Source organism: Aulosira sp. FACHB-615 (assembly GCF_014698045.1).
Lineage (GTDB): Bacteria > Cyanobacteriota > Cyanobacteriia > Cyanobacteriales > Nostocaceae > Nostoc_B.
In genome coordinates this window covers 79,515-103,505 of sequence record NZ_JACJSE010000019.1, presented here as the reverse complement: position 1 = coordinate 103,505, position 23,991 = coordinate 79,515, and the positions used below count along the sequence as shown (strand labels likewise).

The window sequence follows — 23,991 nt, the reverse complement described above, 5'->3', positions numbered from 1 at the left end:
GCAAGATGAGATCCCTAGACGGTGATGAAAGTTCCTAAGTATATCAATGGTCACTTTGATGCAACGGTGCAAATTACTGACTAGATCATTGCTAGGAAGATTGATGCTGGGGGTCGTACTTTAGTTGATCGGGTATTCGCTGTGCTGACTAATTCCCCATTGTTTTCCCACAGTTTATGGAAGTATTTACACGCGATCGCCTGACAATTCTCAAGAACTTGTACATTCAAGGCTTGATTTTTCCCAAAAATGTACACCTTGAACGAAATATCCAACTGCTACAAAGCAAAAACTTAGCAGCAGGATTGGCTAAAATTCCTCACTTGCTTGGTTGGCTCACGGGTAAATATCCAAGTTCTTTAGAGGAGGTGAGATATGTCTATCATTAGCCTAAGAAAAATTCTGAACAAAAAAGAATTATTATCCCTGCTTCAGAACTTAGCCAATCAACTCAACAGTGCTATTCAGATTGAACTGTTAGATGGTACACCATTGCTCAGTATTGGTACGCAAACGACAAACAACCGGTATCCGATTGAGATTGCTGGAAAAAACATTGGTTGGGTAGTTGGGACAGAACAAATACATACAGTTGCAGCCTTACTGTCGCTGTTAGCCAAACAAGAAGCCGAAAAAAAAGAACTAGCGAAAGAATTACTAGAGCGATATCAGGAAATTGATTTATTTCAAGATATATCGACACAACTAACAACGAGTTTAGATACCAAACAAATTGCCCAACTCGTGCTTCAGGAAATAAGTCAATTAATTGAATCATCTGCGGGGACGATTTTATTGCTGAGTGAAGATGCCGCAACTTTAGAAGTAATTGCCCAATTTGGGAATTTATTTGAGCAGAGTCTAATTCCCTCGACCACAGGCATTATTGGTCACATTATCCAATCTGGGCGTGCAGAACTGATTAATGATGTGCAAACTGATCCACGCTTAGGAGATGAGAAAAACATTCATGGGCTGATTTGTGTTCCCCTGCGTGCCAAAGAACGGATACTAGGTGCGATCGCTCTGGGGACAAATCAAATCGACGCATATACAGCCGGACATCTCAAACTGGTGAGTATTTTTGCTTCTCAAACCGCAGTCGCCATTGAAAAAGCCGTGCTGTATGAACAAAGCACCCAAGCAACCGCCCAAGCCAAAGCCCAAACAGAAAAACTCCAGCAGGCTTTACAAGATTTGCAACTGGCGCAAACCCAGTTAATTCAAAGTGAGAAAATGTCCAGTTTGGGACAACTAATAGCCGGTGTTGCCCACGAAATCAACAATCCGGTTAACTTTATTTGTGGCAACTTGCGCTGTGTTTCTGAGTATGCAGAAGACTTACTGCACTTATTACAAGAGTATCAGAAGAATTTTCCTGTGGTGTCGGCTGAGTTGGCATCAGAGGTTGAAAATATCGATGTGGAGTTTATCAGTGAGGATTTGCCCAAACTACTAGATTCTATGAAACTAGGGAGCGATCGCATTGTAGAAATTGTCAAATCCCTGAAAAACTTCTCCCGCCACGACGAAGCCCAAATCAAAACCGTCAACATCCACGACGGTATAGAAGGGACGCTGATGATTCTCCGCCATCGCCTGAAAGCGACTTCCCATCGCCCAGAAATTCAAGTGATCAAAAACTATGCCCAACTTCCCCCAACAGAGTGCTATCCCGGACAGTTAAATCAAGTGTTTATGAACATCCTGGCAAATGCCATTGATGCTTTAGAAGAATCAATTTTCCACAGTCAATTAACTCAACCTCAAATCACCATTCACACCCAAACCCTAGACCATCAGTGGATTGTGATTCGCATTGCTGACAATGGCCCAGGGATGAAAGAAGAAATCATCCAACGAATTTATGATCCCTTCTTCACCACCAAAGAAATTGGTAAAGGCACTGGCTTAGGTATGGCCATCAGCTACCAAGTCATTGTTGAGAGACACCAAGGAATTCTCCAGTGTCATTCTCAACCTGGACAAGGCACAGAATTCTGGATTCAAATTCCAATTAATTCTTTGGTAGCCCATGCTGAGAAGTATCAAGACATCACAGATTTTGCCGTGAACAGTGTTGTCCAAAAAACCAAGATATCCCCAGCAGAAGGTTTCATTTCCTCTCCAAACAATATGCTCAAATCCCATGAAATGCTGATTCGCCACAGTCAAATCATCCGGCGACTGTCACGGCAAAGTCCAGATGTCAGTACAACTTCCGCCAGTGAAATTTATCAAATTTTCCAACGTCATCCCATTGCCTTAAAGCTTTACTCCACCTTATTGTCCTGGTTTGCTTGTCCCGCCCCTACCCACAATTAGGAAACTCTCAATATGTCTAGCCAACTTGACGAATTTAACCGTCATCTCTTGGAAAAATGTCCCGTTGGTCTGGTACTCTACCGCACAGATGGGACTTTAATTCATACTAACTCCGCCTACGCTGAGATTTTGGGGCGCACTGTTTCAGAAACTCTCCACCTCAACAATTGGCAGATCACTCCTGAGAGTTATATTGCCACTGAGCAAGCCATTATCGAAAACTTAGCAAAAACTGGTCGCCACGGGTCTTATGAGAAAGAATACATCCACAAAGATGGACATTTAGTGCCGGTGAGAATCTCTGCGGCCATAATTGAACAAGATGGAGAGAAGTTGATTTGGTCGAGTGTGGAAGATATTACTGACCTCAGACAAACTCAAAAAGCATATCAGGAATCTGCAAAAACCTTAAAACAGAGTGAAGCACGATACCGTTCTTTGATTAAAGCTAATACGCAAATTGTCTGGGTGAGTTCACCAGAGGGAATTTGCTTTGAACTTACCGACTGGATAGCTTACACCGGGCAAACTTTAGCAGAAGCCGAAAACGGCGGTTGGATTGATGCCGTTCATCCCGATGATCGCGGCTACACTGGAGAAGCTTGGGGTATTGCTGTTGCCAACCTCAGCCAATATCAAATTGAATATCGCATTCGTGGTGAAGATGGCAACTATCGCTACTTTTGGGTCTGGGGTGCGCCTGTCATTGAAGATGATGGTAACGTCAAAGAGTGGATTGGCACTTGCACAGATATTCACGATCGCAAACTCGCAGAAGCAGAAAATCAAAGATTAAAAGAAAAATATCGCTCTTTAGTCGCCGCTACTTCTCAAATTGTTTGGGGCGCAACAGCCGAAGGTTTAGGGATTAGCAGTGAAATGATCACTTGGATTGCTTATACAGGGCAAACTGAAGAAGAAGTTGCTGGTTGGGGTTGGATTGATCCGATTCATCCTGATGACCGTAGTCAATCCCAAGCCGCCTGGAATACAGCCGTAGCGAACGGCAGTATTTACCAAACTGAATATCGCCTGCGGGGGAAAGATGGAGTTTACCGCTATTTCTCCGTTTGTGGCGCTCCTGTTTTCGCCGCAGATGGTAGCATTCGGGAATGGATTGGCACTTGCACAGATATTCACGATCGCAAACTCGCAGAAGCAGAAAATCAGCGTTTATTTGATATGCTGAATCACTCCAGTGATGCGATTATTATCCGGGATATGAGTGATAAAGTCGCCTATTGGAATCAAGGTGCCGAAAGGCTTTACCATTGGACGCGAGAAGAAGTCAAAGACCAATATATTTATACCTTCCTCAAGAAAGTTTTTCCCAAACCCAAAGCCGAAATCACCGCCGAGTTATTACAGCAAGGCCATTGGGAAGGAGAAGTCCAACATATTACCCACGATGACAAAATTATTACTGTCCAGAGTCGATGGACTTTGCAACGAGATGCAGCTGGTGAACCTTGTGCAGTATTAGAAATTAATACAGATATTACCGCCCGCAAACAAGCGGAAATTGCGCTGCGCCAACTTAATCAAGAACTAGAAGCCAGAGTTGCGGAACGCACAGCCGCCTTGCAAGATACCCTAGCGGAAGCCCAAGGGTTAAATGCCATTTTAGATAACTTAGCAGATGGTTTGTTGGTGGTAGATATATCAGGGCAAATTACCCATTTCAATCCTGCCTTTTTAGCTATGCAAGGATTGACAGCCAACATGCTTCAAGGCAACTATCAAGAACTAGCGATCGCAGGTTTAGCACATTTAATAGAACAAACTCAATCCCATCCCCAAGAAGTCTTTGCGGCGGAAATTTCACTGGCGAAAGAACGCATTGGTCAAGCCGTCGCCACCGCTATCTTTAAACAAACCACAGCTAACGAACCAGCCACCTGTTTTGGTTCTGCATTGCTAATTCGGGATATCACCGCCGAAAAAGAAGTGGACAAAATGAAGACCGATTTTATTTCCACAGTTTCCCACGAACTGCGGACACCTTTAACTTCAGTGTTGGGGTTTGCCTCGATTATCAAAGAAAAACTCGAAACCGATGTCTTCCCGATGCTGACTAGCGAAGACCGCAAACTGCAAAAAACCATTAAACGGGTAGGTGACAACCTCAACATTATTGTCTCGGAAGCAGAACGGCTGACATCCTTGATTAACGATGTTTTAGACATTGCCAAAATGGAAGCCGGCAAGGTGGAATGGCACATGCAGCCCCTTGATCCTGGCGAATTATTAGATTGGGCGACTACAGCCACCGCCGCCTTGTTTGAAACCCATAACTTGCAACTAGTCAGCGAGATTGATTCTGGTTTACCGCAAATAGTGGGCGATCGCAACCGTTTATTGCAAGTCCTGATTAACTTAATTTCCAATGCTGTGAAATTTACTCAAACTGGGACTGTTACCTGTCGCGTCCAACAACAGCACGAAGGTGTTTGCATTAGCATAATCGATACAGGTATTGGTATTGCCCCGGAAGACCAACCAAAAGTTTTTGAGAAATTCCGCCAAGTTGGCGACACCCTCACCGACAAACCCAAAGGTACAGGATTAGGATTACCAATTTGCAAACAAATTGTTGAACATCATGGCGGCAAAATTTGGGTAGAAAGTGAACCAGGAAAAGGCAGCACTTTCTCGTTTTTGATTCCGATTTATACTAAAGATGACCAAAACAATGGACAAATTAATTTAGAAGCCCTCGTCAAACAACTCAAAGAACACGTTATTACGAGTAATGCCGTATTCAACGAAAACCGCAAAACCATTTTAGTAGTAGATGATGATACCAATATTCGAGAATTACTCCGGCAGCAATTAGAAAACGAAGGCTACAAAGTGCGAGAAGCAAAAGACGGTATGGATGCAATTCATCAAATCAAAATTGCCCGTCCCGATTTAATTCTTCTGGATGTAATGATGCCACAAATTAACGGCTTTGATGTCGCAGCCGTCTTGAAAAATGACCCGCAAACGGCAGATATTCCCATCATCATTTTGTCAATTATTGAAAATAAAGAGCGTGGCTACCACATTGGTATTGACCGCTATCTCACCAAGCCCATCAATACAGAACAACTCCGTAATGAAATTGGTTCACTACTTTCTCAAGGAACTTCCAGCAAAAAAGTATTGGTGGTTGATAAAAATGCCTCAACCTTAAAAACCTTATCAGATGTCCTGCAAACTCAAGGATACAGCGTGATTGAAGCCTCCGACCCCCAAGAATGTCTGCACAAAGCACGAGCCGCTAAACCTGACATGATTATCATTGATTCCATCTTTTCCACAGAAACCGACTTAGTGAAAACCCTACGGTTTGAAAAAGATTTAGAAAATGTATTTTTTATCATGTTGGCTGATCATTGAATTAAGAGGGGCTAGAGGCTAGTACAACAAGGCAAAAGGAAAAAGGTGAGCCATTGCGGTGGACGGGTTTCCCGGCATAAAGGAGACAGTGCCGTGGGCGGGTCTCCCGACTTGAGGCAACTGTCGTCAAATGGTGAACCCGAAGGGCAAAAGGAAAAAGAAAGAATAACGATACCTCAAGCCTTTTAGCAATTCCAGATAGTCTGTTTATTTACGCCGACCTGTACTAGTGTTGTTACACTTAAAAACTGGTTTTTATAATCTTTTATCTCTAATCCCTAGTCCCTAGCCTCTAGCCTCTAGCCTCTAGCCTCTAGCCTCTAGCCTCTACAAATATTAAATTGGATTACTCTATGACGCAAAAAATTTTGATTGTTGATGATGAACCTAACATCGTAATTTTACTGGAACAAGCTTTAGAAGCTTTAGAAGATGAAGGTGTTGAAATCTTAACAGCGAGAAACGGCGAAGAAGCACTTGAAACTATCAAAATAGAGAAACCAAATCTCGTTTTTCTTGATGTGATGATGCCAAAAATGAGTGGCTTAGAAGTTTGTCAGATAATTAAGCATGACTTAAAAATGGATGATGTCTACATTGTAATGTTGACAGCAAAAGGACAAGAATTTGATAAACAAAAAGGTATAGAGGTAGGTGCTGATTTATATCTGACTAAACCTTTTCGCCCTAAAGAAGTGCTAGAAAAATCAATGCAGGTATTGGGATTTTGAATAAAAACTGACTACCGCTATATCTCTCAATTCTCACAAGCGATCGCTCATAGTGTTTGTTTTAAGCGATCGCCACTCTCAAAACAAACCCATCATACCCCACATATCGCCTGTGAATTTACTTGATGATGCTCCCCCTACACCTTCATAACGTGAGTTCGATGAGTTTAAAAAACCCCTCTCCATAGCTTGCTTCCCGCAGGGTAAGTAGTTAAACATAATTAATTACACAAAGTCATTGCGAATGGAGCGAAGCGAAATGAAGCAATCGCAAGGGCTGGGATTGCTTCGCTTCGCTCGCAATGACTGTAATTAATTTTGCGTGGTTACTTACCTCTCCCCTGCAAGGAGCTATGGTGTACACACAAATCTCGGTTGAGTGCATCTGTCCCGCCTCGGAATAAATTCCGAGTCTCACAGCGCAAGTCCTCTGAAGAGGACTCAACAAGAAACTCATTCCAGTCCACTTGAGTGGACTTTGGCTATGAGCCTGGAACTTTAGTTCAAGGCGGGATAGGCTTTCATACTGCCTATTTTCGACTTGTGTGTATACCGTAGCCTGCAAGGAGAGGGGTTGGGGAGAGGTCATCGAACTCACGTTTCAAAACACCATCATTCGACCTCAGAACTAGAAGATTCTCCTTTGCAGCAAGAACATTCTCACTGGAAACAGGAAAGTTCTCGTTTGAAACAGAAACATTCTCCTTTAGAACAAGAACGTTCTCACTGAAAACAAGAATACTTTAGTTGGAAACAGGAACATTCTCGTTTGCAACACGAAACTTCGGGTTCTGAACATGAAACGTTGAGTTCAAAACAGGAAACTTGGAGATAAAAGCTAGAGTGATGCGGTTGGGAAGGTAAATTTTCGTGTTCTCATTAGAGATGATCGCGTAAAATTGCTAAATTCTCACGCACTCTCACAGTATTAGGATGATTCCCTCCTAAACTTCGCTCCAAAATATTCAAAGCTTGGAGATACAGGGGTTCGGCTTCGTCATACCGTCCTTGGGAATAGTAGAGTGCTGCCAAGTTGTGGAGGCTGGTGGCGACATTGGGATGATTCTCTCCCAGCAGGCGTTTATCGAGTTCTAAAGCTTGGAGATACAGAGGTTCGGCTTCGTCGTACTTTCCTTGGTAATTGTAGAGATTTGCCAAGTTGTTGAGACTCATAGCGACATTGGGATGATTCTCTCCCAGCAGGCGTTTATGGAGTTCTAAAGCTTGGAGATACAGAAGTTCGGCTTGGTCATACTTTTCTTGGGAATAGTAGAGTGCTGCCAAGTTGTTGAGGCTGGTGGCGATATTGGGATGATTGTCTCCCAGCAGGCGTTTATCGAGTTCTAAAGCTTGGAGATACAGGGGTTCGGCTTGGTCGTACTTTCCTTGGGAATAGTAGAGTAATGCCAAGTTGTTGAGGCTGGTGGCGACTGAGGGATGATTGTCTCCCAGCAGGCGTTTATAGAGTTCTAAAGCTTGAAGATACAGGGGTTCGGCTTGGTCGTACTTTCCTTGGGATTTGTAGAGTGCTGCCAAATTGTTGAGGCTTAGGGCGACTGACGGATGATGGTCTCCCAGCAGGCGTTGTCTGAGTTCTAAAGCTTGGAGATGCAGGGGTTCGGCTTGGTCGTACTTTCCTTGGGATTTGTAGAGTCCTGCCAAGTTGTTGAGGCTTTCGGCGACATCGAGATGATTGTCTCCCAACAGGCGTTGTCTGAGTTTAAAAGCTTGGAGATACAGGGGTTCAGCTTGGTCGTACTTTCCTTGGGATTTGTAGAGTTCTGCCAAGTTGTTGAGGCTGGCGGCGACATCGAGATGATTGTCTCCCAACAGGCGTTGTCTGAGTTTAAAAGCTTGGAGATACAGGGGTTCAGCTTGGTCGTACTTTCCTTGGTAATTGTAGAGTGCTGCCAAGTTGTTGAGGCTGGCGGCGACATCAGGATGATTGTCTCCCAGCAGGCTTTGTCTGAGTTCTAAAGCTTGGAGATACAGGGGTTCGGCTTGGTCGTACTTTCCTTGGGTGCGGTAGAGTTCAGCCAAATTGTTGAGGCTGGTGGCGACATCGGGATGATTGTCTCCCAAGCGGTTTTGTGCTGTTGATAAACACTGCTGATTCCAAGGTTCGGCTTGGGTATATAACCCTTGTCCTTGATAGAAATAACCTAAGCCGACGAAAGGGCAGATTACATCTTCATCACTGACGTATTGAATGAGATTGTTTGCTACTTCAGCTATGTGTGGTGTGGCGAGGGAAACAGCGTTAATTTCTTCAAGGGTAGGAGTCTCAGGAATTTCTTTAGCAACTGCTACCATTACCTGACAAAACGATCGCTTAAATTCCTCTACCTGCTCTAAACTTGTAAACTTAGATTGGAAAAATTCCCGCAGTAGGGGATGTAGTTGATAGATTCCCTCACCTTTGCGCTGGAGTAGATGCAGATTCAATAATTTATCATCCCGAATTTCCTCTAACTCATCCTCATCTTTTTCTGTTAAGCACTGTTCTACTAATTTCCAGGGTATGGGGGCGGCTGCAAATAAACTGAGTACACAGCCTAATAACTTATCATCCTCTGCTAATTCCTGCCAACTCAACTCAAAGGCGGCTTGCACTCCCAATTGTGCTGTCATATCGGCTTCTGGGTTCACAAGTGCAGGTTGTTCTAGTGGCTTTTCCTTTTCCTTTAATCGCCCCATCATTTTCGATATAGACAAATCCTGCTTCCGCGCCAGATATCGCCCCACCAACTCTAAACCCAAAGGCAAATACCCCAGCCATTCGCACAATTGATTTGCTACATCTAATTCTCTCTCAATTCGCCCTGGTGTTTCTGCCAGCAAAGACCGTAACAACTCCAATGCTGCATCTGGTTGTAATACATCTAAAGGTAATTGCTTGATGGCTGCACCCAACTTTTTGCGGGTAGTCATCAACACTTTAAATCGGGAAGATGCGCCCTGTAGGTAAGGTCTGATTTGCTGGTAATCTGTAACATCATCCACCACCAGCAGCACATTACCCTCACGCCAGTTCCGCCAGCAGTATTGTACTTGTGTAGATAAATCAAATTCTTCTGGTGGCTTTAAATCAAGCTGAGTTCTGGCAAACCGCACCACTTGAACGCCAAAATCCTCGACTTTCGCCTGTAACCAGCACAGTCCACCTTTGTAGTTTTCGCGCTGAGTCATGGCATATTGCAAGGCGAGTTCTGTTTTACCCAGTCCACCCATTCCTAAAATAGCTGCAATGGCTACTTGGTTATTTTCCTGCAATAGTTGGTGGAGGTTTTGCAGTTCTTCATCACGTCCCACAAATTTCACCACCCCACTCAGGGGTAAATTTTGCGGTATTTCAGGATTTGACTTTACCCGTTCCTGTTCGGGCGGCTGTAGTCAGTTGTATGTGTTTTGCGGATTATTAATTGTGATTTGTTGGGCAACCATTGACCCTTTTTCAGCTTGGATACTTTCTGCTAACTTGGCAAAGTTATTAACAATTGCTGGCTGCGCTTGAATTTCTGCGGCTAATTTTTGAATTTCCTCAGCAGTCTGGGACTGATCTTGATTGATTGTGGCTTCCACTTCCCGCACTGATTGAGCAATTTCGGTATCTGTATCGGCTGCGGCTTTCAACTCCAACACAGCATTACCATAATCTAACGCTTCCTCTGCCTTTCCCTCTGGCGTATTCGCTAAGGACGAGGGCAGCTTATTTTTCTGGCGTAGCTTGGCGATTAACTCGTTACTTTTTTCTAATGCAGCTTCCCCCAGCATTTCGCCTGTTCTTTCTAAAGCCTTAGTTAAAACTATAGTAGCGATCGCAGTTCCTACGGCTGTTAAGGTTACTGGTTCCATAACTTAACAATAATATTCCGAGATTATACTTATTTTCCTGAGCATAACAGATGTGCGACTTATTTTTTAAACCCCACTTCCATTCCTCTCCCCGCAACGGAGAGAGGCTTTAATTCTTACTCCCCTTCCCTACAAGGGAAGGGGTTGGGGGTTAGGTTTGAGATCAAGTCGCACATTGCGTAAAGAATGTAATCTAATTAAAGATAGAGGGGCATACATCTGTATACCCCTCTGCTTGAGAAATTAAGAGATTGATCAAACAGAAGCAACTGCTACAGTTTGAGAATTAACTTGCGTTTGACTAAACTGGTTAACTGGACGAGGTAACTCAAGATGTTCACGCAGTGTCCAGCCTTCATACTCGGTGCGGAATAGTCCCCGGCGTTGCAGTTCGGGGATGACCAAATCTACAAACTCATCTAAACCTCCCGGTAGCCAAGGCGGCATAATATTAAATCCATCAGCCCCACCATGAATAAACCAATCTTCTAATTGGTCAGCAATTTGTTCTGGTGTGCCGAGAATTTGCCGATGTCCGCGTGCGCCAGCTATTGATAAATACAGTTGTCGAATTGTTAAATTTTCTCTGCGAGCGAGGTCTGTCAAAAGTTTTTGACGGCTTTTACCACCGTTTGTCTCCGGAAGTTCTGGTAATGGCCCATCTAATGGGTAGGCTGATAAATCAAATCCACCAATCATTCCTCCCAACAAATTCAAGCCAACCACAGGATCAATTAACTCTTGAATTTGCTCGAATTTATCCTTGGCTTCTTGTTCAGTTCTACCAATGACGGGGAATACACCGGGCATAATTTTCAGATGTTCTGGGGAACGTCCATATTGGGCGAGTCTACCTTTCACGTCAGTATAGAAGGCTTGGGCTTCTTCTAGGGTTTGTTGGGCTGTGAAGATAACTTCTGCGGTTTGGGCGGCGAGATTTTTACCATCTTCTGAGGAACCAGCTTGAATAATGACTGGATATCCTTGGATGGGACGCGCGACATTCAACGGGCCGCGCACCGCAAAATGTTCGCCTTTGTGGTTGGGAACGTGTAATTTATCTGGGTCGAAGTAAATACCTGATTCTTTATCTTGCAAGAAAGCATCGTCTTCCCAACTGTCCCAAAGTTTAGTGACAACATCGACAAACTCGCGGGCGCGTTCATAACGCAGAGTATGTTCCATGTGTTGTTCTCGGTTGAAGTTCAATGCTTCTGATTCGGTGGCGGAGGTGACGAGATTCCAACCAGCACGACCACCACTAAGATAGTCGAGGGAAGCAAACTTCCGGGCGAGGTGATAGGGTTCGTTGTAGGTGGTGGAGACTGTCGCGGTTAACCCAATGCGTTCTGTGACTACAGACAAGGCTGAAAGCAGGGTCAGGGGTTCAAAATGGACGAGTTTCCCATTCCGGCTTAAAACTTCTGTACCTTGACCGCGATCGCGCACAGATACTCCATCAGCAAAGAAAATCATATCAAATTTGCCCCGTTCTGCGGTCTGGGCAAGGCGTTTAAAATGGTTTAAGTTCAAACCACCGTCAGCTTGTGCATTGGGATGCCGCCATGAGGCTAGGTGATGTCCACTACTGGATAAAAATGCACCCAGCTTTATTTGTTTTTTTGGCGTACTCATTACTTTTATCCTTATGGTAGAAACATAAATGCGATCGCCTGCAACTACACAGGCTGGGGTTTAAGTAAATCTGTCTTGGTGACAAACTCGTTAAAGGGTGTTGGTAATTGCTGTGGTATGGCGTTTTGCGGAGTTTGCAGTGGTAAGCGGGGGAAAAGTAACTCAGCGACGCGATAAGCTTCTTCTAAGTGGGGGTAGCCGGAAAATACAAAGGTATCAATCCCCAAATCAGCATATTCCTGTATTCTGGCGGCCACTGTGTCTGGATCTCCGACTAAGGCTGTACCTGCACCACCCCGGACTAACCCGACACCAGACCATAAATTCGGGCTAATTTCTAAATTTTGGCGACTACCGTTATTTAGCTGCGCCATCCGCCGTTGTCCTGCTGATTCTGACTGGACAAAGCGTTTGTGAGCAGATGCAATTGTGTCATCATCGAGATATTTGATTAGTTCGTTGGCTGCATCCCAAGCCTTTTGGGTGGTTTCCCGGACGATAACGTGCATCCGAATGCCAAAACGGACTGTTCTACCTTGTTCTGCTGCTAATTGGCGGACTTTAGCAATTTTTTCGGCAACTTGGGCTGGTGGTTCACCCCAAGTTAAATAAACATCGATGTGTTTGGCTGCAACTTGCAAAGCCGCATCAGAAGAACCGCCAAAATATAAAGTCGGGTAAGGCTTTTGGACTGGGGGGAATTGTAATTTAGCACCCTCAACTTGCAGGTGGCGACCTTTGAAGGTTACGTCATCACCTTGCATAAGCGATCGCCAAATTGTTAAAAATTCATCAGTCAATTCATAACGCTGGTCATGGTCTAAGAAAACTCCATCTTTCGCTAATTCTTTAGAGTCACCACCAGTCACCACGTTTAAAATAATCCGACCGTTAGAAAGTTGGTCAAAGGTAGCCGCCATTCTCACCGCAAGGGAAGGTGACATAATGGCTGGACGAAACGCCACCAAAAACCGTAAGCGTTCTGTCACTGGAATCAAAGAAGCAGCCACAATCCAAGTATCCTGCTTTTGTCCCGTCCCAATTAACATCCCACCGTAGCCTAATTTATCCACAGCTTGGGCAATTTGCTGCATATAAGGATAATTAGCTTGTCGTCTACCAATTTTTGTCCCTAAATATCGTTCATCGCCTTGGGTCGGTAAATACCAAAATATTTCCATAAATCCTATCTCTGGCTAATTGTTTTCGGAGTTATTGCGGCATATTGTTCAGTAGTTAGCATTACTGCTTTCACATCAATGTTTGTTTTTTTAAGTTTCGGAAAAAAGCTAGACACGACAAATTGAAGTCAGTTTTCACTGACTTAATAAATTGCCCAAAAATTATTTTTCGTTCTTGGGTTCGTAAATTTGTAAACATCTACACAAGTAAAGACTGGCAATTGGGAACTAATAATTAATTACCAATCACCAAGTCAGTGAATTTATGGCAGAGGTTATTTATGCGGTAGGGAGGAGTTATGTTTAATAGGCAATTCAGGTTTAAACTGGCTGCAATTGTAAATTTTTCTGAAATAGTCCTAAAACTTGCTTCCAAGCATCAGCCGCAGCTTCGGCATTATAGCTGGCGCGATGATTGCAGAAAAAGCCATGTTCTGCACCAGAATAGCGGAAAATTTGATGGGGAATGCGGTGTTTTTGTAATTCCGCTTCTACTTGTTCGGTTTGTTCTAAAGGAATACCTTTATCTTCTGTACCAAAGAAGGCGTAAATTGGGTTTTTAATCTCTGAGGTACGGGTAATTGTCGGCTCTCCACCACCGGGCGTAGAATTAGGAATTCCCCCACCGTAAAAGGAAGCTGTGGCTTTGATATCTGGTAAGGTGGCTGCTAGATAAACAACATGACCCCCAAAACAGAAACCAATAGAACCGATCGCATCTCCTTTGACATTTGGTAGAGTTCGCAAGTAAGCGATCGCTGCTTGAATATCACTCAGTATCTCTTGGGCTTTTGTCTGATCCTTGGCCGCGCGTCCACGCTGAATATCATCAGGGGTATAACCAGCATCAAAACCAGGCGCAGTTCGTTGAAACAATGCTGGTGCGATCGCTACATACCCCTCATTCGCTAGTCTTTCTGCAACTTCCCGAATGTGGATGTTGACTCCAAAGATTTCCTGAATCACAATCACGGCGGGAAATTTCCCTTCTTTGACAGGTTCCGCTAAATAAGCGTCAATCTGTAAATCTCCGTTGGGGACTTTAACTCGATTAATCCGAATTCCTGGGTTTGTCATCTTAAGAATTAGTCCACAATTCCTTTGAGGACAGGATTTTTATGGTTTGTCTAAAAATACTACTAAATCTTTACCGATTTATCGTACTTTAAGAGTAGTATTCCACAAACATTGTTGAATAGCAAGTATTTTTTCTCAACCCAGTGACATTTATATCAACAGGAGAATGGAGATGCGACTTGAGGCAGTTCATCATATACAAGTAACCTATCAGCGAGAAGTTGAGGAGGCGATACTGTTTTTTTACAGTCAAGTTTTGGGATTAAGCGAAATTAACCCACCTGAAGCCAGTAATTCTGGAGGGTGGTATTTGTTGGGGAATACAGAAATTCATGTAAGTCCAGAAGAAAACACCCATAATCAAACATCTAGACGACATGTTTGTTTTCGAGTCAATGATTTGCATGGGTTCGCCGAACATTTAAAAGCCTATGATGTGGAAATTCTGCCAGGAACACCAATTCCGGGATTTAATCGCTTTTTTATCCGTGATCCTGGTGGAAACAGAATAGAAATTGCCGAATTTACCAAGGAATAACTTATGTCTGATTTAATTAACAAACAAATCTTGCTCAAAAGTCGCCCTGTTGGTGAACCAAAAGCAAGTGATTTTGCCTTAGTCGAAGCGCCAATTTCAGAACCCGGCGAAGGCGAAGTTCTCAGCCGCACAATTTATTTATCTCTAGACCCTTATATGCGTGGGTTAATTAGTGAGGGAGAGTCTTATGCAGCCAATGTGGAATTAAACTCCGTCATTGTGGGTGGTACAGTTAGCCAAGTCATTCAATCAAATCATCCGCAATTTCAAGCCGGGGATTTTGTTCTGAGTGGTAATGGTTGGCAAACTTATGCAGTAGCCAAAGGCGAAACATTGCGGAAACTTGATCCCAGCCAAGCACCTTTATCTTATAGTTTGGGTGTGTTGGGTATGCCTGGACTAACTGCTTACGCGGCGCTGTTGGATATTGGTCAACCCCAAGCAGGCGAAACAGTAGTGATTTCTGCTGCTTCTGGGGCTGTGGGTGCAGTTGCAGGTCAAATTGCCAAAATCAAAGGCTGTCGAGTTATTGGTATTGTTGGCAGTGATGACAAGCGAGATTATCTAGTCAAAGAACTAGGCTTTGATGTGGGGATTAATCGCAAAACCCAAGAACTTGATGCAGCATTAAAAGCCGCAGCGCCTAATGGTATTGACATTTATTTTGATAATACGGCTGGGGTGATATTAGAAACAGTGTTGCAGCAAATCAACTTAGGGGCGCGGATTCCCTTAGTCGGCTTGATTTCCGAATATAACGCCACATCCACGCCTCCTGGGCCAAACTTAAGACCTTTGTTAATCAAACGTGCGTTAATCAAAGGTTTTTTAGTGCGTGACTACCAACATCGCACCAATGAATTTGTGAGTGATGTGGCTGGTTGGTTAAAATCTGGTCAACTGAAATATAAAGAAGATGTCGTAGTTGGTTTAGAAAACGCGCCCCGTGCTTTTATTGGCTTATTGCGGGGTGAAAATTTTGGCAAGCTGGTTGTGAAAGTCAGTGAAGACCCAACGGTAATTTAGGGAGGACGAGGGAGATAGGGGAGATGAGGAGGACAAGGAAGACAAGGGAGATGAGGGGGACAAGGAAGATAGTGGAGGATTTAGGTAATAACATTCTGAGTGCTTACGTAATAGGACAAAAAATCAAGAGTTTGAAGTTCAAAACCTTACACATATTCTCAATACACAACCTTTATGCGTAAGTCTTAATTCACTAGCTTTTTCTCTCTTATCTACCTTGTCACCTTGTCTACCTTGTCCCCCTTGTCTCCCACGTCTTCCCTATCTCCAGATGATGGGATATTTTTTAATTGGAAGTCCCTAAAGTCTATTAATGAAAATTCCTTTATCAGCTGCTGTTACCAAAAACCGCATATTCTGGGCTGTGTTACTCATCAGTACAGCACTAATCATGACTCTAGTGCTGTCACTGTCTCAAGGTGCAGTCCTCTTGAGTTTTTCGCAATTGTGGGAGGCGATTTTGCATCAAGGCGACCCCACCAATCAAACTATTATCTGGGATTTACGGCTACCGCGAATTGTGGCTGCGATGATTGTGGGTGCAGCTTTGGGAATGTCTGGCGCACTACTGCAAGGAATGTTACGCAACAGCCTAGCTGACCCTTTTATTTTAGGGATTTCCGCAGGTGCAGGATTGATTGTGATTGTGATGATCACTTTGCAATTTTTCCCCATTGCTATTCCCTTTGCGGCGTGGCTGGGTGCAATTTTGACCTCAGCCATAGTGATTTTTTTGGGTCGCGCTGGTTCAGGAATTTCCATTGAACGGCTGATTTTGGGAGGGGTCGCGGTCAGTTCTTTATTGGGTGCGGTGCAGAGTACATTATTATTACTTGCTGAAGATGGTCGCATTCAAGTGGCGTTGAGTTGGTTGGTGGGTAGCTTGAATGCTAGGGGATGGAAAGAAATTACGACAGCAGGGCCTTATATTCTGGTGGCGCTGCTGTGCGGATGGTTGCTGGCGCGGTCTGTGAATGTGCTGGCTTTGGGTGATGATTTGGCTGTGGGTTTGGGAGTATCATTAACGCGATCGCGTTTATTAATTGGTGGTGTTGCAACTTTACTCGCCGCAGGTGCAGTTAGCATTAGTGGTTTGATTGGCTTTGTTGGTTTGATAGTACCCCACGGAGTCCGCTTGCTAGTGGGTACAGACCACCGTTTTGTTTTACCACTGTCAGCACTGGCGGGTGCATGGTTACTCACCTTTGCAGATTTACTCTCTAGACTAGGCGCAGTCGAATTACCAGTAGGTTCTGTGACTGCTTTATTAGGTTCACCTTTATTTATTTGGTTGCTATATCGTCGTTCTTCTGGATTAGGCAAATCGTAAAAGCAGAATGCAGAATAGACAAGCTGTTAAATCTGTAACCTCTAACCTCTAACCTATCACCTAATATAAAATGCCTCTAGAATTACAAAATCTCACTGGTGGTTACACCGCAGAACCAATTGTTCAAGATATTAACCTCACATTGCAAACCGGAGAATGGTTAAGTTTAGTTGGTGCGAATGGTTCTGGTAAATCAACATTACTCAAATTATTAAGTCGAATTTTGACACCCCAAAAAGGAATTGTCTTACTGGATGGTAAAGCAATTCATTCTCAACCGCCGAATGTAGTAGCTCAGAAATTGGCATTATTACCACAACAACAAACTGTCCCAGTAGGATTGAATGTGCGGCAATTAGTCAGCTTAGGACGCACACCGCATCAACCTTGGTGGCAATGGGAATTAACAGCCCAAGATTGGCAAAAAGTTGATTTAGCAATTCAAAAAACCCAATTAGAAAATAAGTGCGATCGCCCAGTCGAACAACTTTCTGGTGGTGAAAGACAACGCGCCTTTTTAGCTTTAGCATTAGCGCAAGAACCCAAAGTTTTATTATTAGATGAACCAACTACTTATTTAGATATAAATTATCAACTGCAATTATTAGAATTGTTAAAAGATTTAAATCAACAACAGGAATTAACAATAGTCACAGTGTTACATGAATTAAATTTAGCAGCACGCTATAGTTCTCGGATTGCCTTATTAAAACAAGGAGAACTTTGGGGAGTTGGTACGCCCAAAGAAGTGTTAACACCCCAGGCGATCGCACAAGTTTTTGGTGTAGACGCTGTAATTATACAAACACCAGTTGGTTTACAAGTTTGTGCCATTTCTGCTGTATAAAAAAATGGGCGAGAAGTTTTTTGTTACCTCTCAACCCATATATAGCTAAAGATGAAAGCTTAAAAGTATTGCCGAAGCTTACACATCATTTTTCTTGTTAACTTTCTTCAGTTTGAATGTACAGAGACCAAACAAGCCTAACGCAGCTAATGTACTAGGTTCAGGTACCTTCTTTGGCTGAGGCTGAGAAGCAGGTGGTTGATAGTAAGTTGTGGGAGATGGAGATGGTGCAGGCGCTGGTGCGGGTACTGGTGCGGGTGCTGGTACGGGTGCAGGCGCTGGTGCGGGTGCTGGTGCGGGTGCTGGTTCAGGCGCGGGTGCAGGCGCTGGTACTGGTGCTGGTGCAGGCGCTGGTACTGGTGCTGGTTCAGGCGCGGGTGCAGGTGCAGGTACTGGCGCGGGTGCAGGTGCAGGTACTGGTGCAGGTACTGGCGCGGGTGCTGGTACTGGCGCGGGTGCAGGTGCGGGTACTGGTGCGGGTACTGGTGCTGGTGCTGGCGCTGGTGCTGGTGCTGGTGTGGGTGTACCAGACTCCTTCTCCGCCTTATCACACTCTACTTTCTTGTTGTAAGCCTCAGACTTTTTGTTGTCAGAATGTTTCTGAGCCTTGTCACAATCATCCTTCTTGCTCTGAGCTTCTTTCTGAGCCTTGTCACAATCATCCTTCTTGCTCTGAGCTTCTTTCTGAGCCTTGTCACAATCAGCTTTCTTTGTCTCAGCTGTTTTCTTTGATTTCTCGTAATTAGCTTTCTTTGTATCAGCGTCTTTCTGAGCCTTGTCACAGTCAGCTTTCTTACTTTGAGCTTCTTTCTGAGCTTTATCACAGTCAGCTTTCTTTGTCTCAGCTGTTTTCTTTGATTTCTCGTAATTAGCTTTCTTTGTATCAGCGTCTTTCTGAGCTTTGTCACAGTCAGCTTTCTTGCTATCAGCTGTTTTCTGTGATTTTTCGTAATCAGATTTTTTGCTGTCCGCGTCTTTCTGAGCTTTGTCACAGTCAGCTTTCTTGCTATCAGCAGTTTTCTGTGATTTCTCGTAATCAGATTTTTTGCTGTCTGCGTCTTTCTGAGCTTGTTCGTATTCGGCTTTCTTGTTCTCAGCTTCTTTTTGCTTTTTCTCTTTGTCTTTGTTTGAAATGTTAGGTTTGTTGGCTTCTTTCAGGGCTATATCGTACGCTGCTTTTTTGCTGTCAGCTTCTTTCTGGGCTTTGTCACAATCAGCTTTTTTGCTGTCTGCGTCTTTCTGGGCTTTGTCGTAGTCAGATTTTTTGCTGTCTGCGTCTTTTTGGGCTTTGTCGTAGTCAGATTTTTTGCTGTCTGCGTCTTTTTGAGACTTGTCGTAGTCAGATTTTTTGCTGTCTGCGTCTTTTTGATATCTGTCGTATTCAGCTTTATCGTCGTCTGCGTCTTTCTGGGCTTTGTCGTAGTCAGATTTTTTGCTGTCTGCGTCTTTCTGGGCTTTGTCGTAGTCAGATTTTTTGCTGTCTGCGTCTTTTTGATATCTGTCGTATTCGGCTTTGTCGTCGTCTGCGTCTTTCTGAGATTTTTCGTAGTCAGTTTTTTTGCTGTCTGCGTCTTTTTGAGATTTTTCGTAGTCAGTTTTTTTGCTGTCTGCGTCTCTCTGATATCTCTCGTAATTTGATCTAGCTGTTTTTGAGGTTTCTTCTGCTTCGTCTGCTTCAACAACTAATGTGTTGTATTGCTCTTTGAGTGTTTGTATTGGTGTTGGTGATGGTGTGGATGTTTTTGTTGCTATACCTGCTAGTTTGCTACTTCCTGCTCGACTGGAGTCTGCTACTCCTACACTGGTTGCTCTTAAGCCAAATTCTTGACCAAAAAATTGATCCAGGCTTAAGGCTGCTTTATCGTGTGATAAGACGAAGGTGGCTGTGCGGAAGTCATCTGCTCCACCTTTTAAACCGTTCTCGCCAATTTCGATCCCAAAATCAAATTTATGGGTGTTGCCATCTCCATTGAGATTCGCTTGACCGACGCTTTCTAGTAGTCCTGCGTTACTGTAGGCTGTTGTTGTGATGTCTGTTCCACCTAATCCTGTGACTTTTAGTCCCGATAGAAGGTAGTTGTCTTTGATGTCGAAGAAGACTCCGCGAATGTCTCCAATATTTTTATAGGTTGAGTCGGTGATAAATTCTACTTTAAACTGAACTTTCCCTGCTCCTGCTATGCTGTCATCTAATGTATATTTGGCTTGTAGGGAACTGCCTGTAAAGTTTGTAGTTGTGAAGCTCATGGCTGCTGCGTTTGCTTGGGACGTTTGTCCTGCCATGACTACTGCTAATGATGATACGCCACAGGTTATGTAACCTATGAGTTTTTTTGATTTCATTTGTGTCACTTTTTTTAATTCTCCTTTTCGCATCTAAAAAGTTTCATAAAAACACTTGGCCGCAGAAACTCTCCTTCAAAAGTAGATTTTGAAGCCATTACGCACTAAGCCTATAAATTGCTTTGCGAAAGCTAATCGATTCCTGCAAATTAGTCAGTATTCAATCCTGGGTTAGCTCACTGAGTTATCTAACAGCAATTTCTACTTGCTAGCGAGTTCAATGGAAGATGCACCTAAAGTCAATCTCTGAATTGTTCTTCTCAGTGATTGATAGATATAACTTGGCACAGCAAGTTCCTAAGAGTCTATAAGTTTCTTTATTTTTTATCAGAACTTTAATTTCAGGAATGAAAAGAAGATTTTTTATGTATTTATATATATATGCAGTGTTTATACCCAAATGTTCAAAAAAAATTGCTACATCAAGATCAATTGGCAAACTTTTAATCTATGGGATTGCGGATTTATTGATGATTTACAATTCTGACTTCTAAGGTAAATCAACAAGAACTATAGGAATCCGGTTTGATTTCTGAATTTATTTGTGTAGGTAGGGAATAGGGAATGGGGAGTCGGGAGTAGGAAAGAAGACTGATCTGAGTGTACTGATTTTTTTCCCAAATCAAATATCAGTCCTATACTATGAAGCTAGGAATTAGATTTAACAATAAATTTCAGTTACATTTACCCTTTCAATGGTTTCTAATTTATGCAGATATATTCAACATTTTAGTCAATATTCTTGTTGAAGAATAAAGGAAGAAATCAGAATAAGAGCCTGTGGCCAAGCATCGCACTTATTTGTAGACTGCTAATTTAAAATTGAGTTTGGTATTGCAGAACTGATTCATCCATAACTTTGTCAAAAGTCATCTTGAATTCTGACTTTTGACTCCCAAATTATACTTAGATAAGCTTGAGAAGTAATTTGAGTATTTCTACGAGTTTACATTATTCAACATTCGAGTAACTTGAGTTTGCAATTTATTTCTCAATAGTTGAGCTTTTTGATAAATATCAGCACGGTCTTTACTTGTATGAATCTGCTGTTCTAAGGGTTGAATAAAGTATTGTAAGCGTGTTTTCATTGCCCAAACTCCCATTGAGGGAAATAATAGCAAGATAAACATTAATGGTGATATGGGTAAAAATGGTAGTTTGATGATGCGTTGTAACTTTTTACTATTAACAGTCCAAGGGTGTAAAGATTCGCTACCGATGCAAATTACTGGCATAATCGGAATTTGATAACGATCGCTCAACTGAATAAAGCTGATATCGAATTTTTGCAGTTGATAGCGTTTCTGCCAACCTTTACCAGGCCCGCGTATGCCTTCTGGTGCATACAGTAAAATTCTACCATCTGCGATCGCTGTCTCGAAGTTATGAATTTCTGCTCGCACTGCACCTAATACCTGCGACCATTGGGATGGTAGCCACCAAATCATCCAAGGATGTTCAAATAAAGAGACATTGGCTAAGGGTTGCACTACCCATTCCCGTGTCTCACCCAATAAATAACCCAAAGTCAGAAAATCCCAAGGGAAACACATCCCCGCATGATTCATCGCCACAATCATTGGCCCTGTTGGCGGTAAATGCTCAATGTGTTGCAGTTCTCCCTGAAAATAATATTTCACAATTGGGGCTAAAATTTCTTGCCGAAAAGCTTGCTGATATTTGGGGTTAAATTCTCCAACTTCTTTTCTGGGAGGACGACAACCCAAGCGCAACCATCGAATTATTAGTGCTAAATAAAACCCGCCAGGTATCAGAAATAATATATATTCCAACCAATTCCAACCATCTGGGTCACTATGATAATGTTGCCAGTGACGGTTAAACAAAACTAACCATCCTGGCGGATACCACAGACAAACCCAATCAAACCAACTAAATTTATAGCTTTTATCGGAAGATGTTTCTAGCGTTTGGTGAAAGACATTCTCGGATTGTTGATTAATCACGGTGGTTATGCGGATTAGACAACGGTATACTTAAGTATGTATTTTAAGTTCTGAAATTTAAGCTAGACATCCTGCTGTAGATGTAAAAAAATTGACATTTGTTGCTGAAGTTTAGCAATATTTGTAGTTAGTAGTATTTTTGTGAAGACAAAGAGCGATCGCCTGATATTTAAATTAATTCAATCTAGTCTACGCCAGTGATACAATAATATAAGTACGCACTGAAATTTCCTCTGTAAATGAATAAAGTATTGGATGAAACTTTTTCGTTAGCAATTGCTAAACGCATTAAAAGTAAAGCAAATAAAACTTTTGATAATGCTTATAAAGCAGCATTAGCAACAGAGGGGGCAATTTATGTTCAAGGTTTCTTAGTGTATGCTGGTAAACCATATCGCCCTGTGGAACATGGTTGGATTGAATTAAATGATACCTCTGGGGAAGATGCAATCACACGCATCATTGACCCCAACTTACCCCACATCAGTAAAGCTAACCAAGAACTTTGGTATTTTGCCGCACAAAGTTTAAACGCTAAACAACTCAAAGCCATCATCGAAGAATCAAAAGAAGATTATCCCGAAGATGATCCCTTACCAATTTACGGCACAACACCTTATGAATACTACGGTGATGTAATGTTAGGAGGTAAAGAATATTTAGCAGCTTATCAAGCCGCCGAGGCTAAATGTCAAGAATTAAAAGAACGCAATTAACACTATTTATATATAGGTTATTAACTCTTGACTAATTAATAAGATTTCCCATCACTGCCAAAATATTCTCGATAAGCACAAATTTTATCGCCGCGCACATCAAAAGACACAGCAACACGATTTTTGTAAGGTTGTCCTAATAATAAACCCTCGTCACGGAACTCAAAAACGACTGTTTGATCATTACTCGTAACACGGTCAACCGCAGTTAAAGTAATTCCCGAACCAAAAGATTCTGAGACATATTGAAAAAACTCTTGGGCGCGTTCTTTCCCCTCATTCAAACCATGAAACTTACCCATCGGAAACCATATAGTAAAATCTTCTGTCAGCATATCGAGAAACTTTTGCCATTCTCCCGTCGCTAGACCGTATATAAAATTTTCAAATGCTTGGTGAGCAACTTTTAATGTATTTGCAGGGTCTTGTGTCATTGTTCTCAACTAGTTATACACTCAGCATTAACTCTAAACTATATTTGTTATCTCACATAAAAACGTCTTATTCAGACTTGATGTATAAAGTCATCATTCTCTAGCGAGAGATATTAAAATTTTTATATTTTAATATCTCTCCTAAATGTTAATTAACATTGTTGTCGAGCAAAAAAGACAAATTGAGCGTTTAGGAAAAAGTCTCAAAGAAATTTATTTACCACTCAAAACTTCTGACACATTAGTAGTGGAGTATCGCAAGTGGTTAGATAAATTTGGTCAAGGTTTGCCATTTTATCAAGGTTATGACTCAGAGAAAAACTTTCATAGCGATGAGTTACAGGAAAATTCGCTGACTTTAGATAGATTATCCCAACATACTCAAATTTGTAGTTCTTGCAATCAAGTTTATCGGGTAACAAACTTCAGCAAACAAATTTTCATTGGAGTAGCGATCGCACTTGCAGCTTTAGCTATACTTACAGATAACTCTTGGGTTAAACCTGTAGCTGTAGTGGGTGGTTTATTAGCAATAATCTTAGCCTTTGCAGCACAGCAATTAAAAACTAAATTTGAACGTGCCTATACTCGTCATTAGTTTT

At 42.6% G+C, this 23,991-nt stretch carries 18 protein-coding genes; 10 read left to right on the top strand and 8 right to left on the bottom strand.

Annotated features, from left to right (window positions below):
• The first annotated feature begins 176 nt into the window (after nt 1-176).
• The 4 genes from H6G77_RS24345 to H6G77_RS24330 all read left to right on the top strand — a co-directional run bounded on the left by H6G77_RS24345 (nt 177) and on the right by H6G77_RS24330 (nt 6,440).
• Nucleotides 177-389: a hypothetical protein gene (locus H6G77_RS24345; protein WP_190592764.1), complete on the top strand. Its 213-nt coding sequence runs from the start codon at nt 177-179 to the stop codon at nt 387-389.
• Nucleotides 376-2,325 (top strand): sensor histidine kinase, encoded by a 1,950-nt coding sequence (locus H6G77_RS24340; protein WP_190673884.1) that lies wholly within the window; start codon nt 376-378, stop codon nt 2,323-2,325. The genes H6G77_RS24345 and H6G77_RS24340 overlap by 14 nt, the downstream gene beginning before the upstream one ends.
• A 12-nt stretch (nt 2,326-2,337) precedes the next feature.
• On the top strand, nt 2,338-5,709 hold the full coding sequence (locus H6G77_RS24335) for a PAS domain S-box protein (RefSeq protein WP_190872959.1): 3,372 nt from the start codon (nt 2,338-2,340) through the stop codon (nt 5,707-5,709).
• A gap of 353 nt (nt 5,710-6,062) precedes the next feature.
• Nucleotides 6,063-6,440: a response regulator transcription factor gene (locus H6G77_RS24330; RefSeq protein WP_190592767.1), complete on the top strand. Its 378-nt coding sequence runs from the start codon at nt 6,063-6,065 to the stop codon at nt 6,438-6,440.
• Nucleotides 6,441-7,319: 879 nt separating this feature from the next.
• Here H6G77_RS24330 and H6G77_RS24325 read toward each other — a convergent pair.
• The 5 genes from H6G77_RS24325 to H6G77_RS24305 all read right to left on the bottom strand — a co-directional run bounded on the left by H6G77_RS24325 (nt 7,320) and on the right by H6G77_RS24305 (nt 14,188).
• Nucleotides 7,320-9,761 carry a tetratricopeptide repeat protein gene (locus tag H6G77_RS24325; protein ID WP_190872958.1) on the bottom strand — a complete coding sequence of 814 codons (2,442 nt, stop codon included), beginning with the start codon at nt 9,759-9,761 and terminating at the stop codon, nt 7,320-7,322.
• Between the two features lie 72 nt (nt 9,762-9,833).
• Nucleotides 9,834-10,295: a hypothetical protein gene (locus H6G77_RS24320; RefSeq protein ID WP_190872957.1), complete on the bottom strand. Its 462-nt coding sequence runs from the start codon at nt 10,293-10,295 to the stop codon at nt 9,834-9,836.
• 255 nt (nt 10,296-10,550) lie between these two features.
• Entirely contained in the window at nt 10,551-11,930 is a 1,380-nt protein-coding gene (locus tag H6G77_RS24315) for an LLM class flavin-dependent oxidoreductase (protein WP_190872956.1), read from the bottom strand.
• A 44-nt stretch (nt 11,931-11,974) separates the two neighbouring features.
• Nucleotides 11,975-13,111, bottom strand: coding sequence for an FMNH2-dependent alkanesulfonate monooxygenase (gene ssuD / locus H6G77_RS24310; protein ID WP_190872955.1), 1,137 nt, complete (start codon nt 13,109-13,111; stop codon nt 11,975-11,977).
• 321 nt (nt 13,112-13,432) lie between these two features.
• A complete protein-coding gene (locus tag H6G77_RS24305) occupies nt 13,433-14,188 on the bottom strand; it encodes a dienelactone hydrolase family protein (RefSeq protein ID WP_190872954.1) in 756 nt (251 codons plus the stop codon).
• Between the two features lie 172 nt (nt 14,189-14,360).
• Between H6G77_RS24305 and H6G77_RS24300 the strand changes: the two genes are divergently transcribed.
• The 4 genes from H6G77_RS24300 to H6G77_RS24285 all read left to right on the top strand — a co-directional run bounded on the left by H6G77_RS24300 (nt 14,361) and on the right by H6G77_RS24285 (nt 17,929).
• Nucleotides 14,361-14,726 (top strand): VOC family protein, encoded by a 366-nt coding sequence (locus H6G77_RS24300; protein ID WP_190673870.1) that lies wholly within the window; start codon nt 14,361-14,363, stop codon nt 14,724-14,726.
• Nucleotides 14,727-14,729: 3 nt separating this feature from the next.
• Entirely contained in the window at nt 14,730-15,752 is a 1,023-nt protein-coding gene (locus tag H6G77_RS24295) for an NADP-dependent oxidoreductase (protein WP_190872953.1), read from the top strand.
• A gap of 313 nt (nt 15,753-16,065) precedes the next feature.
• On the top strand, nt 16,066-17,082 hold the full coding sequence (locus tag H6G77_RS24290; RefSeq protein WP_190872952.1) for an iron ABC transporter permease: 1,017 nt from the start codon (nt 16,066-16,068) through the stop codon (nt 17,080-17,082).
• A gap of 70 nt (nt 17,083-17,152) precedes the next feature.
• The gene (locus tag H6G77_RS24285) at nt 17,153-17,929 is read left to right on the top strand and encodes an ABC transporter ATP-binding protein (protein ID WP_190872951.1); all 777 of its coding nucleotides are present in this window, start codon (nt 17,153-17,155) and stop codon (nt 17,927-17,929) included.
• A 78-nt stretch (nt 17,930-18,007) separates the two neighbouring features.
• Here the strand turns inward: H6G77_RS24285 and H6G77_RS35855 are convergent, their stop codons facing one another.
• Nucleotides 18,008-20,212: a hypothetical protein gene (locus tag H6G77_RS35855; RefSeq protein ID WP_190872950.1), complete on the bottom strand. Its 2,205-nt coding sequence runs from the start codon at nt 20,210-20,212 to the stop codon at nt 18,008-18,010.
• Between the two features lie 998 nt (nt 20,213-21,210).
• Complete coding sequence (locus H6G77_RS24275) at nt 21,211-22,239, bottom strand: 1-acyl-sn-glycerol-3-phosphate acyltransferase (RefSeq protein ID WP_190872949.1); 1,029 nt, start codon at nt 22,237-22,239, stop codon at nt 21,211-21,213.
• A gap of 239 nt (nt 22,240-22,478) precedes the next feature.
• On the opposite strand from H6G77_RS24275, the gene H6G77_RS24270 reads away from it, so the two are divergent.
• Nucleotides 22,479-22,955: a hypothetical protein gene (locus tag H6G77_RS24270; RefSeq protein ID WP_190592778.1), complete on the top strand. Its 477-nt coding sequence runs from the start codon at nt 22,479-22,481 to the stop codon at nt 22,953-22,955.
• 35 nt (nt 22,956-22,990) lie between these two features.
• On the opposite strand, the gene H6G77_RS24265 is transcribed toward H6G77_RS24270, so the two are convergent.
• Nucleotides 22,991-23,389, bottom strand: a complete 399-nt coding sequence (locus tag H6G77_RS24265; protein WP_190872948.1) for a nuclear transport factor 2 family protein — start codon at nt 23,387-23,389, stop codon at nt 22,991-22,993.
• Nucleotides 23,390-23,534: 145 nt separating this feature from the next.
• Here H6G77_RS24265 and H6G77_RS24260 point away from each other — a divergent pair, with 145 nt between their 5' ends.
• Nucleotides 23,535-23,987 (top strand): hypothetical protein, encoded by a 453-nt coding sequence (locus H6G77_RS24260; protein ID WP_190592780.1) that lies wholly within the window; start codon nt 23,535-23,537, stop codon nt 23,985-23,987.
• Nucleotides 23,988-23,991: the final 4 nt, after the last annotated feature.

What these genes read in the sequence shown, in the direction of transcription:
- H6G77_RS24345 (WP_190592764.1), top strand. Translation starts at nt 177, where the DNA reads ATGGAAGTATTTACACGCGATCGCCTGACAATTCTCAAGAACTTGTAC.
- H6G77_RS24340 (WP_190673884.1), top strand. Translation starts at nt 376, where the DNA reads ATGTCTATCATTAGCCTAAGAAAAATTCTGAACAAAAAAGAATTATTA.
- H6G77_RS24335 (WP_190872959.1), top strand. Translation starts at nt 2,338, where the DNA reads ATGTCTAGCCAACTTGACGAATTTAACCGTCATCTCTTGGAAAAATGT.
- H6G77_RS24330 (WP_190592767.1), top strand. Translation starts at nt 6,063, where the DNA reads ATGACGCAAAAAATTTTGATTGTTGATGATGAACCTAACATCGTAATT.
- H6G77_RS24320 (WP_190872957.1), bottom strand. Translation starts at nt 10,295, where the DNA reads ATGGAACCAGTAACCTTAACAGCCGTAGGAACTGCGATCGCTACTATA.
- H6G77_RS24315 (WP_190872956.1), bottom strand. Translation starts at nt 11,930, where the DNA reads ATGAGTACGCCAAAAAAACAAATAAAGCTGGGTGCATTTTTATCCAGT.
- ssuD (WP_190872955.1), bottom strand. Translation starts at nt 13,111, where the DNA reads ATGGAAATATTTTGGTATTTACCGACCCAAGGCGATGAACGATATTTA.
- H6G77_RS24305 (WP_190872954.1), bottom strand. Translation starts at nt 14,188, where the DNA reads ATGACAAACCCAGGAATTCGGATTAATCGAGTTAAAGTCCCCAACGGA.
- H6G77_RS24300 (WP_190673870.1), top strand. Translation starts at nt 14,361, where the DNA reads ATGCGACTTGAGGCAGTTCATCATATACAAGTAACCTATCAGCGAGAA.
- H6G77_RS24295 (WP_190872953.1), top strand. Translation starts at nt 14,730, where the DNA reads ATGTCTGATTTAATTAACAAACAAATCTTGCTCAAAAGTCGCCCTGTT.
- H6G77_RS24290 (WP_190872952.1), top strand. Translation starts at nt 16,066, where the DNA reads ATGAAAATTCCTTTATCAGCTGCTGTTACCAAAAACCGCATATTCTGG.
- H6G77_RS24285 (WP_190872951.1), top strand. Translation starts at nt 17,153, where the DNA reads ATGCCTCTAGAATTACAAAATCTCACTGGTGGTTACACCGCAGAACCA.
- H6G77_RS35855 (WP_190872950.1), bottom strand. Translation starts at nt 20,212, where the DNA reads ATGGCAGGACAAACGTCCCAAGCAAACGCAGCAGCCATGAGCTTCACA.
- H6G77_RS24270 (WP_190592778.1), top strand. Translation starts at nt 22,479, where the DNA reads ATGAATAAAGTATTGGATGAAACTTTTTCGTTAGCAATTGCTAAACGC.
- H6G77_RS24265 (WP_190872948.1), bottom strand. Translation starts at nt 23,389, where the DNA reads ATGACACAAGACCCTGCAAATACATTAAAAGTTGCTCACCAAGCATTT.
- H6G77_RS24260 (WP_190592780.1), top strand. Translation starts at nt 23,535, where the DNA reads ATGTTAATTAACATTGTTGTCGAGCAAAAAAGACAAATTGAGCGTTTA.